Source organism: Haloprofundus salilacus (assembly GCF_020150815.1).
GTDB classification, from domain to species: Archaea; Halobacteriota; Halobacteria; order Halobacteriales; family Haloferacaceae; genus Haloprofundus; species Haloprofundus salilacus.
Genome location: NZ_CP083723.1, coordinates 3,021,730 through 3,033,855, shown reverse-complemented (window position 1 = coordinate 3,033,855; position 12,126 = coordinate 3,021,730). Strand labels below are relative to the sequence as shown.

The 12,126-nt window shown below is 66.6% G+C and carries 10 protein-coding genes; 4 read left to right on the top strand and 6 right to left on the bottom strand.

From position 1 onward, the window contains the following. Positions 1 to 10: 10 nt before the first annotated feature. From LAQ58_RS15665 to LAQ58_RS15655, 3 genes are all read right to left on the bottom strand, one after another. A complete protein-coding gene (locus LAQ58_RS15665; protein WP_224448373.1) occupies positions 11 to 1,666 on the bottom strand; it encodes a tryptophan--tRNA ligase in 1,656 nt (551 codons plus the stop codon). 53 nt (positions 1,667 to 1,719) lie between these two features. Continuing rightward, on the bottom strand, positions 1,720 to 2,793 hold the full coding sequence (gene endA, locus LAQ58_RS15660) for a tRNA-intron lyase (RefSeq protein WP_224448372.1): 1,074 nt from the start codon (positions 2,791 to 2,793) through the stop codon (positions 1,720 to 1,722). Positions 2,794 to 2,865: 72 nt separating this feature from the next. After that, positions 2,866 to 3,426: an endonuclease NucS domain-containing protein gene (locus LAQ58_RS15655; protein ID WP_224448371.1), complete on the bottom strand. Its 561-nt coding sequence runs from the start codon at positions 3,424 to 3,426 to the stop codon at positions 2,866 to 2,868. 114 nt (positions 3,427 to 3,540) lie between these two features. Here LAQ58_RS15655 and LAQ58_RS15650 point away from each other — a divergent pair, with 114 nt between their 5' ends. Genes LAQ58_RS15650 through LAQ58_RS15640 form a run of 3 tightly spaced genes read left to right on the top strand, consistent with a single transcriptional unit; the run spans position 3,541 to position 6,110 of the window. Then, the gene (locus LAQ58_RS15650) at positions 3,541 to 4,605 is read left to right on the top strand and encodes an ABC transporter ATP-binding protein (protein WP_425490721.1); all 1,065 of its coding nucleotides are present in this window, start codon (positions 3,541 to 3,543) and stop codon (positions 4,603 to 4,605) included. Beyond that, positions 4,598 to 5,470, top strand: a complete 873-nt coding sequence (locus LAQ58_RS15645) for an ABC transporter permease (protein WP_224448369.1) — start codon at positions 4,598 to 4,600, stop codon at positions 5,468 to 5,470. The genes LAQ58_RS15650 and LAQ58_RS15645 overlap by 8 nt, the downstream gene beginning before the upstream one ends. 40 nt (positions 5,471 to 5,510) lie before the next feature. Continuing rightward, entirely contained in the window at positions 5,511 to 6,110 is a 600-nt protein-coding gene (locus tag LAQ58_RS15640) for a TetR/AcrR family transcriptional regulator (protein WP_224448368.1), read from the top strand. A gap of 87 nt (positions 6,111 to 6,197) precedes the next feature. On the opposite strand, the gene LAQ58_RS18990 is transcribed toward LAQ58_RS15640, so the two are convergent. Continuing rightward, entirely contained in the window at positions 6,198 to 7,277 is a 1,080-nt protein-coding gene (locus LAQ58_RS18990) for a PGF-CTERM sorting domain-containing protein (protein WP_263457718.1), read from the bottom strand. A 265-nt stretch (positions 7,278 to 7,542) separates the two neighbouring features. On the opposite strand from LAQ58_RS18990, the gene LAQ58_RS15630 reads away from it, so the two are divergent. Next, the gene (locus LAQ58_RS15630) at positions 7,543 to 8,199 is read left to right on the top strand and encodes an HAD family hydrolase (protein WP_224448367.1); all 657 of its coding nucleotides are present in this window, start codon (positions 7,543 to 7,545) and stop codon (positions 8,197 to 8,199) included. Between the two features lie 28 nt (positions 8,200 to 8,227). On the opposite strand, the gene LAQ58_RS15625 is transcribed toward LAQ58_RS15630, so the two are convergent. Beyond that, positions 8,228 to 10,567, bottom strand: coding sequence for a DEAD/DEAH box helicase (locus LAQ58_RS15625; protein WP_224448366.1), 2,340 nt, complete (start codon positions 10,565 to 10,567; stop codon positions 8,228 to 8,230). A gap of 118 nt (positions 10,568 to 10,685) precedes the next feature. Further along, positions 10,686 to 12,092 (bottom strand): MATE family efflux transporter, encoded by a 1,407-nt coding sequence (locus LAQ58_RS15620; protein ID WP_224448365.1) that lies wholly within the window; start codon positions 12,090 to 12,092, stop codon positions 10,686 to 10,688. Between the last annotated feature and the right edge of the window lie 34 nt (positions 12,093 to 12,126).

Below are 12,126 nucleotides of genomic sequence, written 5' to 3'. Positions count from 1 at the left end.
GTCGACCCGCTCAGTGCTCGCCGCCGGGACCCCTTCGCTTCGAGTCGAGGTCGATGTCCAGCGAGTCGAGCAGTTCCTCGGCCTCCTCGCGTTTCTCCTGGTGGTCTTCGAGGAACTCGTACATCAGTTCGGCCGCCTGCTCCTTGCAACCGCCGCAGAGGCGCTCGCCGCCGACGCACTCGTCGTACACTTTTTTCGCAAATTCGTCGTCGTCGCCCGACAGCAGGTAGGCGTACAGTTCGTAGACGGGACACTTGTCCGCCTCGCCACCGAGTTCGCGCTGGAGTTCGGCCGTCTCGCGGCCGCCGGTCGTCGCCGATTTGACCTTGTCGTACCCCTCCTGCGGGTCGTCGAGCAGGCTGATGTGACTCGCCGGAATCGACGAGGACATCTTCCCGCCGGTGAGGCCCGTCATGAAGCGGTGGTAGATGGACGACGGCGGGAGGAAGCCGTAGCCGCCGTTCTCCATCTCGACCCGTTGGGCGAGTTCCTCGGCCTCCTCGGCGGAGAGGTCAAAGGCGTCGATATGTTCCTCGAAGACGCGCTTCTCGCCGTCGACGGCGTCAATGAGCGCGTCGAACGCGTCTTCGGTCGCGTTGCGGTCGAGAAACCGGACGCGCGGGCGGAGCGGTTCCATGCCCGCCTCGTCGAGTTTCGCTCTCGCCGAGTTGACCGTCTCCGAGTCGACAACGACGCCGAGTTCGTCGAGTTCCGCGGGCGTCACGTCGTCGAGGAACTCCGCGACGTGGACGCAGCGCAGGTCATGGTCGTCGAAATCGGCGGGGTCGAGGTGTTCGTAGCAGGCGGCAACGAGTGCTTTCTCCCGGTCGTCGAGTTCGAAGCTCGCGTACGCCTCGGTGACGCCGAAGAAACGCATCCGCGAGGCGAGGTCGCGCGCGAGGCGTACGTGGGGGTCCTGGTCGGGACCGACGGGGATGACCGTCGGCTTCGGTTCGTCCAACTGCGGGTAGAGGATGTCGGCCATCTGCGTGACGACCGACTGCATGTGCGAGACGCTCGTCTCGCCGCCGAAGCCGTAGATAGCCTCGAACTCCGAGAAGTTCGCCTTCGAGCCGAGTTCGAAGGCCAAATCCTGGAGTTCGCGGTTCTCCGACTGGCGGTACAGTTCGCCGTCCTCGGCGTCGAAGCCGAGCGCGATGAGCGAGAGCAGGTAGTCGCGGGCGTGTTCGTCTATCTCGTCCCACGAGAGGCCGCGAGCGGAGTGGGCTTCGAGGTCGGCGATGAGACCGAAGGCGTCGCCGCCCTGCTTTTGGTGCCAGATTATCTCGTCGAAGACGAGTTTGTGGCCGATGTGGGGGTCGCCTGTCGGCATGAATCCGGAGAGGACGGCGAACTCCTCGTCGTTGCGCATCGCGTCGGCCACGGGGCGGTAGTCTCGGTGGCCGAAGATGACGCCGCGACGCATCAGGTAGTGCGGGTTCGGCACCTCGTCCAGCAGTTCGTCGAACTGCTCGATACCGAACTCCTCGAACAGTTTTCGGTAGTCGGAGACGGTCGACGAGCCCCACGGGTCGAGTGCGACGTCGTCGGCTCCCGCCGTGTCGGTCTCTGTCTCTCCGCCGTCCGTTCGTGCTCGGTCGTCGCCGTCGGGTCGTACCCTCGTCTTCGGCGCCTCCGTCGTCTCGGGGTCTGTGTCTCGTGTCATGGGAAATCGAACTCGTGAATGTCGACGAACTCGGTGAAATCGGTCGCCGAGGATTACGGCGTCAGCCGAGCGACCGACAGCCAGTCTATGCCTTCGTTGGCGTCGGTCAGCGCAAAAACCATTCGCTTCCGAACCCCGCCGGCGAGGCGAACGTCCAGCGAGAGGTCCCGTGGCGCGAACGAGTGGTCCGGGCGGACGACGCGGACGAGCGTCTCCGAGTGGCCGAGGTCCTCAACCGATTCGACCGTCGCGTACGTCCGGAAGTCCGCGCCGAACTTGAACCCCGTCTTCGGGACGACGTTTCGCTCGCGCAGCGCGTCGTACACCTGCAGTCGGCGGTCGAACCGTTCACCTTCGACAGCGTGGCCGCGTTCGCCGACGGCGGCGTAGTCGTCGTCGGTGCCGAGCGAGAGCACGCCGTCGGCGACGAGCGACGCCGCTTCGAGCAGCGAGAGTTGAACCGCGTTCTCGATAGCCGCGTCGCGGCCGGTCAGCGGTTGGCCGTAGAAGCCCGACTCGAAGAGGTCCTCGGGCGCGTCCCAGCAGACCGCCCGGTCGTCGAGGAGAGTCCCCTCCAGATCCGTCGGCGGGTCGTACGTCGTCTCGCCGTCGTAGGCGTGCTCGCTCGCCTCCAGGTACGTGAGTTCGCTCTCCTCGTCGACGACGGCGAAGACGTAGCCCGCCATCTCGGCGGCGGCGACGGACGCACGTTCGCCGACGACGCGGATGCGGTACTCGACGACGCCGTCGTCGGCGTCCTTGCCGCGCGGGAAGACGACGAAGTCGCAGTCGGGGTCGTCCGCGGCGTCAGGGCCGCCCGCAATGTCGGGTTCGATCCACGGGTCGCGGGCCGGCGAGAGGTAGAAGCCCCGTTCGCGGAGGTCGGCGTAGACGAGAAACCGGAGCGTAAAGCGCGGTTCGTCGCGCGCCGCCGAGACGAAAAAATCCCGAAAGCCGTCGCCGTCGACGCCGTCGAGGTCGCCCCGAAAGAGGAGGTGCGCGGCTTCTACCGGTGCCAGGTCGATTTCGTTTCCCTCGACCGGACAGCCGTAGCCGCGCGCGTCGTGAAACTGCTGGCGGGCGTTGCCGCCGACGCGGACGGCGTCGCCGCGTGCGTGTCCCTGCATACGCTATCGGCCGCACGGCGGCGACATAGTGACTGCGGTCGTTCACGGTCGTTTTTGCCCGCAGTCGTCGCGTCATTCCTCGGCCCGAAACCGTTCGCAGGTGCCGTCGAGACACCGTCGCCCGCGCGCCGTCTCGAAAACCGGGAGACCGCAGTCGCAGTCGTCGACGACGACGCCCGCCGGTATCGTGAACGCCATGTCGCAGGCGGGGTAGTCGTCGCACCCCGCGAGCACGGCCGCGCCCGCGGGTAGCGAGTACGTCGCCTCGCAGTCGAGACAGCGAACGTCGCCGCCGGTCTGAATCAGCGCACCGCCGCAGTCGGGGCAGCCGCCGACCGGGATTCCAGCCGAAGTAGTGGGATAGCTGGCGCGGCCGGTCGCGGTGTTCGAGACGATGCGGAGCGTCTGGTCGTCGGTTCGAGCGGTCACGGCGAACCCGCTCTCATCGGCTTCAACGGTGACCGCGTCGGCGCGGGTGAGCCACGCGACCGGTTGGTAGCCGTCGGCGTCGTGGACGAGGACGGTTCCGTCGGGTTTGACGAGAACGACGACGTGACCGCGCTGGGTCTGCTCGCGCGCGCCTTCGAACGTCGGGGTACAGTCACCGGCGAAGAGTCGCATCTCCTCGGACATACGGCGGGTTGGTCCCGTCATCGGGTTTGAACGCTCGGGCGTCCGCGCCGATCTCGACCGCCTCAAAAGCGTGAAAACGAATCGTTCATCTATTCGTAGCGTGTAGTGTCGCTGATAACTGTGCCAGCCATCGAACTACGCGGCCTGACGAAGCGGTACGGGAGCGGGAGACGACTCCCGCGTCTCGGCGGCTCCCGGCGCAACGGGGGCGGAGACGACGACAGGGGCAGTGGAGAGAGCGGAGGAGGTAAAACCGAGAGAGACGCCGAGAGCACGCTCGCCGTCGACGACCTCTCGTTGACGGTCGAGTCGGGCGAGGTGTTCGGCTACCTCGGGCCGAACGGGGCCGGAAAGACGACCACGATTCGAACGCTTTTGGGCTTTCTGTCGCCCACCGCCGGGTCGGCGTCGGTGCTGGGCGCGGACGTGACCGACGAAGCGGCGCTGCTGGAGGTGAAACGGCGCGTCGGCTACCTCCCAAGCGAAGTCGAGTACGACCCGGGCGCGACGGGTCGCGAGATACTCGACTACCACGCGGCGCTGAAAGGCGACGCGCGCAGCGAGGAGCTGCTCGAACTGTTCGACGCCCCCGTCGACCGCCGCGTCGAGGAGTACTCGACCGGGAACAAGCGAAAGTTGGGTCTGGTGCTGGCGTTCATGCACGACCCCGAACTCGTCGTGATGGACGAACCCACGTCGGGATTAGATCCGTTGATGCAGGAGCGCTTTTACGAGTTCCTCGGCGACGAGAAGGAGCGCGGCGTCACCGTCTTTTTCTCCTCGCACGTGCTCGCGGAAGTCCGCCGCGTCTGTGACCGGGTCGGCATCCTCCGCGAGGGGCGACTCGTCGCGCTCGAAGATGTCGAGACGCTGCTCGACCGGAGCGGGAAGCGCGTCCGAGTCCGCGCCGCCGACGCGCTCGACCAGAGTGCGTTCAGGCTCGACGGCGTCCACGACCGGGAGCGGTACGGCGAGAACGAACTAGCGTTCACCTTCACCGGCGAGTACGACGCGCTCGTCGCCGAACTGGCGCGCCACGCCGTCGTCGACATCGACATCCGCGAAGCGCCGCTCGAAGACGTGTTCATGCGCTTTTACGGCGACGCCGAGGTGAGCGAAGGCGGCACCAAGCAACCGCATTCGCAGACGGTGACGACCGGAGGTGAAATCGATGGCTGAGACGGACGTCTTCAGTGAATCCGGTTCCGAGAGTGGACGGGGCGAAAGTAGGCGAGCGGCGGGAGGAAACCGACTCCTCGCCGTCGCACGGTACGAGGGAGGTCGGAAAGTCCGCGGGAGTGTCGCGCTCTCGGTTCTTCTCAGTCTCGTGACCGCGATGTACGTCGGTCTGTATCCCTCTATCACGTCCTCGGGCGTCGACCTCGACGCGTACATCCAGTCGCTGCCTCCGGCGTTCCAGGAGGCGTTCGGCGTTGAGACGCTCACCACCATCGAGGGCTTTCTCGCCGTCGAACTCTACCAGTTCGCGTGGGTGCTCCTCCTGGGCGTCTACTTCGCCTACAGTGCGGCGTCGCTCGTCGCCGACGACGTCGAGCACAACCGGATGGACCTCCTCTTGTCGACGCCGACGCCGCGCGGAGCGGTCGTCGTCGGCAAGTTCCTCGCCATGTTGGTTCCGATTCTCGTCGTCAACGCCGTCGTGTTCACGGCGGTGCTCGTCGGCACGACGCTCGTCGACGAACCCATTGCGACGGTGGACCTGTTGGCCGCGCACGCGCTGTCGGTGCCGTATCTCCTCGCCTGTTCGGCTATCGGCCTCCTGCTGTCGGTGACGCTGGACCGCGCGAGCATCGCCCAGCGCGGCGCTATCGGCGTCGTGTTCGGCCTGTTCCTCTTGGAGACCGTCACCGCAAACACCGACTTCGAGTGGGTTGGCGCGCTCGCGCCGACGCGGTACTACGACCCGACGGCGATTCTCGTCAACGGCGAGTATGGACTCGTCGGTGCGGCGGTACTGCTCGGTGCGACGGTGCTCCTCGTCGCCGTCGCGCGGGCGTGGTTCCGACGGAGGGACCTCGCGTGAAGGAGGTCGCAAAGGCACGAGGAGCGACGGAGGTGAACCGATGAGGGGGTTCACCGACGCCGAGCGCGAGCGCATCGAGCGAGAGCTCGTCAACGCCGGGCAGGAACTGTTCGCGCAGTTCGGTCTCGGCAAGACGACCATCGCCGACCTCACCGACCCGGTGGGCATCGCGCCGAGCACGTTCTACCAGTTCTTCGACTCAAAGGAGGCGCTCTACCTCCACATCCTCGAAGGCGAAGGCGAGCGACTCGTCGAAACGCTCCACGAGTCGCTCGCGGGCGTCGAAGACGCCGAGACAGGGATTCGGACGTTACTCGATGAGATCATGCGAGAGCTGGAGACGAACCCGCTGATTCGCGCGCTCGTGAGCGAGGACGAACTCGACCGTCTGCAGTCGCAGTTCAGCGACGAGGCCGCCGCCGACGCCCGCGCGCAGAAGACGGCGCTGCTCCGGACGTTCGTCGAGCGCTGGGAAGCGACGGGGCTACTGGCCGAGGCGGACCCGAACGTCGTCGCCGGCGTGCTCCGCGCCGTGACGTTCGTGACGCTGTACCGCGAGGAGTTCGAGGACTACGACCGCGTCCGCGACGCACTCGTCGACGTCGTCGCCGTCGGATTGACCGCCGACCGAGGCGACTGAGTGGAGATTCGCGACGAATCGGTCGACGCTCAGCGGTCAACGACCGACAGTCGGTGTTCGCCGCTCGGTACTCGCGCTCGGCAAACCTCACTCGCGCCGGAGCGCAATCGCCGCAATCGCCAGTAGCGCCGCGAGCGCGACGCCGACGCCGAATCCGGGAACGCCGGTCGAACTCGTCGTTTCGGGGTCCTCGGTCGCGACCTGCGACTCGGTGACGGTGACGGTGGCCGTCTGGCTACCGACGCGGGCGGTATGCGCTCCCGTCGCGAGGATATTCCGTGAGAACCGGACCGTCGCCGTCCCGCCCGCGGGGACAGTGATCGTCTCCGCGTCCGCGACTTCGCCGAACAGGCGGAGTCGAACGGTGTGGTTCACCGGTTGCGCGGTCGGGTTCCGCACCGTCGCGACGAACGCCACCGGGTCGCCCGAGGGAACCGTCGAGCGGTTCACCGAGAGGTTCACGACCCTGGTAGTGCCCGGCGAACTCCCATTCTGGTCGGTGGTCGTGAGGGTGGATGTCGGCGCATCGGTGGCCGTCGCGGTACTCGTCGGCGTCGACGTCGGCGTAGAGGTTGGGGTACTCGTCGGCGTCGACGTCGGCGTAGAGGTTGGGGTAGAGGTTGGGGTACTCGTCGGTGTGGAAGTCGGCGTCGACGTCGGCGTTTCTTGCTGGCCCGGCGTCGACTGTGAGGCGCTCGCCGACGCCGATTCTTCGGTCTCTACGGGCGTCCCGGCGGCGTTGGATTCGTCGTCAGCCGTGTCTGCCGCGGCGGCTCTGTCGTCATCGTCCTCGTTGTCCGGGTTACTGGCGTGGTCGGGAGGTCCGTCTCCGGCGTCGTCCGGCGGACCGTTCCCGTTACCGGCGTTGCCCGGTCCGTCGTCTTCGTCTTCATCGTCTCCCTCACCCTCGTCTTCGTTGTCCTCGTCGTTCTCGTCTTCCTCATCGTCGTCCTCGGCATCTTCGTCGTCTTCGTCCTCAGTCTCATCGTCGTCCTCGTCATCTCCGTCATCGTCCTCGTCATCTCCGTCATCGTCCTCGACTTGCTGTACCGTCGAACCGCTGTCTGCGTCGGGACCGAGCGCCGCCGTCGACACCGCAGGCGAGAGCGAGACGGTCAGACAGAGCAGCACGACGAGACAGACCGTTGTGAATCGTGTTCGTGTCATGGGTAGGCCGCGGCGGGCCGGCGTGACGACTCACGCCGACCGATGTCGATGTCATCCACGACCGGCGGAACGGGCTTTGTTATGGACAACACCACACTCGTGAAACTGGGACCGAATTGGCGTAACGAGCCATCAGGGCATCGCTTTCGGGTTTTCGGAGCCGGAAACGTTGCCGAGAAATACAGTCACTGAAGAACGAACGAGTAAGCGCGTCTTATCGCGCCCCGGCCCCCAGAGCTATGAATTCGGGCCACGAGTGAGCGATATGGACGCGGTCCTGTTCGATATGGACGGGGTCATCGTCGACTCCGAGGAGTTCTGGCACGAGATCGAAGACAAGGTCATCTTCTCCGACGTGGTCGCCGGCGCGCCGCCCGACCGCGACGAAATTACGGGGATGAACTACCGCGAGATATACGACTACCTCGACGAGGAGTACGAGGTGACCGTCGACAAGAACGAGTTCGTCGCCATCTACCAGGACGCTGCCGAGCAGATATACACCGAGAAGGTGTCGGTGATGCCGCGGTTCGACGCGCTTCTCGACACGCTTCGAGACCGCGGGGTCCTCGTCGCCATCGTCTCCTCCTCGCCGCAGTCGTGGATTGCGATGGTCCGCGAGCGATTCGGCATCAACCCGCTCGACCTCGTATTGAGCGCCGAGGATATCGACGGCCCCGGCAAGCCCGAACCGGCCATCTACGAGACCGCCGCCGAGAAACTGAGTATCGACCCCCAAGAGTGCGTCGTCGTCGAAGACTCGACGAACGGCGCGCGCTCGGCCCAGCGCGCCGGCACGTACGTCGTCGGCTACCGGACGGAGACGAACGCCGACGCCGACCTCTCGCCGGCGGACACGGTCGCCGAGGGACCGACCGAACTCAGAAAAGAACTGCTCGACCGGACTGACTCCGGACGCTGAGGCCGAAACCGACGGACGTTCTTCGCCGCTACTCGACGACGACGACGGTGCGCGAGTCGACCACCGGCGCGAGCGGCAGTTCGGGGAATGTCGCCTCGATGCGGAACTCGAGTTCGTCCTGCGCGCCGAAGACGGCCACCGGAACGGTCGTCTGGTCGGCTAGATAGGTCGTCTTCTGACTCATCTCGACGCCGTTGACCGTGACGCGGAGACCCGTCCGCGCCGCGCCGCCGACGTTTTTGACCGTCACCTCCCGCATCTCGTTTTCGCCCGTCGCGATGGTTTCAGGGAACGCACCCCACTCGATTTCGATTCGCGGCAACGACTTCGCGCGCTCGACGACGCGCTCGGCGACGCCTGCGGAGAGACCAGCGCGGGTCAGTTCCTCGACGCCGGCGTCGACCACGTCCGCCGGGGAGGCGAGACCGCCAGTCGCCAACTTGCTCGCGCGGGTCGGCCCGATGCCGTCGACGGCAGTGAGCGCCGCCGCGTCGCGGCTGACGCCGTGTTCGACTCGCGCCTCGATGCGCCGGGCGAGGTTCGCTGCTCGCGGCCCCGCGAACTCGTCGAGGAACTCGCGGAGCGCCGCCAGCAGTCGCAGCGCGTTCTGTCTGATGACCCACGCGTCGCTTCTGAGGTCGGTGGGCGTCGACCCGGCCATCCCCGCGTGGAGGATGGCGAGCACCTTCCGGTTGCCGTCTTCGAGGGGCGTGTCGACGCCGGTGAGCACCGAGTCGACGGCGTCTTGCTCGGCCTGTCGTGCCGAGACGCTGTCGAACTCGGACGCGCCCGCGACGGTCTCCAACACGTCGTCGACGGCGATTCGGTCGCGTTCGGCGAGGTTCGCGAAGCGTCGGGAGGTCTCCAGTCTGAGGTAGTACTTGGAGGCGAGGCGGCCGAGCGTCGTCGGATTCACCGCGAGGCTCTCGTCGGTTTCGACGAAGCCGCGTTCGACGAGCGTCTCCAGCGTGTCTCGAACCCGGTCGCGGAGTCCCTCGAAGTCGTACTCTGCCGGCTTGGACCCGGCGCGAACGTAGTAGAACGTCGTCTCCAGCCACGACATCACGTCGTCTAGATCCGCGATGGTTCCCATCGCGATTTCGGCGTTGAGATGTGAGTCGAGGTCCGAGGCGAGTCGCGACTCTATCTCCTTGCCCTCACGCAGGAGTCGGCGGTACTTGTCGGCCTCCGAGCGGTCGCAGACGACCCAGCCGTAGCCCACGTCGTCGTAGCCAGGGCGTCCGGCGCGGCCGAGCATCTGGAGCACGTCGAGCGGACTGATGTCCACGTCGCCCTCCAGCGGGTCGTGGTGTTTCGTGTCGCGGATGACGACGCAGCGGGCGGGGAGGTTGACGCCCCACGCGAGCGTCGACGTGGAGAACAGCAGCTGAATTTTCCCCTCTTTGAACCACTTTTCGACGCGGTTGCGGTCCTCTTTCGCGAGGCCGGCGTGGTGGAAACCGACGCCGTCGAGCACGGCCTTCCGGAGGCTGTCGTTCTTCACTTCCTTGGCGTCGGTGTGGAACTCGTAGTCGCCGCGGGAGCCGATGGGGATGTCGCGCTGACCGATCTCGTCGCGGGCCTTCGCCGCCGCCATCGCGGCGTCCTGTCTGGAGGCGACGAAGACGAGCGACTGGCCGCCGTCGCGGATGTGCGGTTCCGCGAGGTCGAGCGCCCGGTAGAGCCGTCGGTACTTATCGGCGAAGGAGTTCTCGCCGTGGGTGTACGTCTGGACGCCCGCGTGCAGGTCGACGGGGCGGTAGTCGTCGCCGAACTCGAACGTCGTCTCCGGGACCGCGTCGAGCCACGCCGCCACGTCGTCGACGTTCGGCATCGTCGCCGACAGCGCGATGACGCGCGGGTCGCAGATGCGCCGCAGGCGTGAGATGGTCACTTCGAGGACGCCGCCCCGAGACTCCGAATCGAGCAGGTGGACCTCGTCGATGACGCAGCAGGTCACGTCGGCGATGAACGAGTAGCGTGCGGAGTCGTGTTTGCGCGTCGCCGAGTCGGTCTTCTCGGGCGTCATCACGAGGATGTCGGCGCGCTCGGCGCGGCGCGGGTTCAGATCGCGCTCGCCGGTAACGACGTACACCGAGTAGCCCATCGACTCGAAGCGGTCCCACTCGGCCTCCTTCTCGTTGGTGAGCGCGCGGAGGGGGGCGACGAACAGCGCGGTCCCGCCGTCGCGTAGGCACTTGCAGATGGCGAGCTCGGCGAGCGCGGTCTTGCCGCTGGCGGTGGGCGCGCTGGCGACGAGATTCTCGTCTCGCTCCATGATGGCGGGCAGCGCCTCCCGCTGCATCCGGTTGAACTCCTCGAAGCCGAACGCGTCGGCGAACTCCGGAATCGCGTCTGCGACCTTCATTCGGCGCTCACCAACGCGGTCGAGCATCGAAACGGACGTGGCGGAAGACGCGACGAGGGGGTCATAGCCGGAATCCGGTCCCGCGGCGACAAAGGCGTTTCCTTACTCGCATCGGGCGTCAGTCGGCACCGCCGGAGCCGGCGGCGGCCGAGACGGCCCGCTCGAACATCCCGCCGCTGGTCGTGTAGTAGTAGTACGCCCCCGCACCGACGGCGGCGGCGACGTTCGAGAGTGTTACCGCCCAGAAAACGGCGGAGACGTCCATATTGAGCACGTAGACGCCGAGCGCGGCGATGGGGAGGCGAACCACCCAGTACTGTGTGAGCGAGACGGCGAAACTCGTCTTCGTCTTCCGCGCGCCGTTGAAGCCGCTGAGGAAGAGGTACGTCGCGCCGATCGCCCAGTACCCGTACGCGAGGATCTGGAGGTACTGGATGCTCAGCGTGAGCGCCTCCCCGGAGATGTCGGGAACGAACAATTCCGTCAGTTGGACGGGAACAAACCACTGGACCGCGCCTACGAGACCGAGTCCGACGGCGGCGAGCGCCACGCCGGTCCACGTCGTTCGGTTCGCACGGTCGGGCTTCTCCGCGCCGAGGTTCTGTCCGATGATGCTCTGGGAGGCCTGCTGGAGTCCGCCCGCGGGGATGAACGCGATGCTGGCGATGCGAGCGCCGACGGTGTAGGCGACCAGTCCGGCCGCACCGCCGGCGACGGCGACGATGCCGACGATGAGGACGCGAACGGCGTCCTGTGCGATGCGCTGGCCGACCAGCGGGCCGCCGACGTCGAGAATCTCGCGGTACTCGTCGGCGGCAAAGCCGACGTCCGCCACGGAGAGCGACAGCGAGTCCCGCGGCCCGAGCGCGAGCGCGACGGCGAGCGTCATCCCGGCGGCGAATCCGGCTACCGTTGCCAGCGCCGCCCCCTCGACGCCCAGCCTCGGGAACGGACCGACGCCGAGGATGAGAAGCGGGTCGAGGACGACGTTCGTGAGGACGGTGACGAGCGTGACGTACAGCGCGGCGCGGGAGTCACCCCACCCGGTAAACGCTCCTTCGAGCGTGTCGCTGACAGCGATGAACGGCATCCCGAGCGCGTAGGTCGCGAGATACACCGCCGCCATCCCGGCAAAACTCGGGTCGGCGCCGACGAGGCGGACGATGTCGGGCGCGGCGACGTACGTGACCGCGCCGACGACGACGGCGAACGCGAGCGCCATCGTCGTGCCGTGGAATGTGATGCGCCTCGCGCCTGTGGGGTCGTCGCCGCCAACGCGTTGGGAGACGATGACCTGCGTGCCGACGAACGGTGCGAGGGTGACCAAGATGACGACGATACTGATTATCGGGTAGTTCAGTCCGACGGCGGCGACGGCGTTCTCGCCGTAGCGGCCGAGCCAGAACACGTCGACCAACTGCTGGGCGACCTGCGTGAGGCTCTGGATGACGAGCGGGGCAGCGAGGACGACCAGCGCACGGGATATCGACCCCTCCGTGATGTCCTCTGTCGTGAGGTCGAACATCGTATTATCGTTCTCTCATTCTTCATCCATAATA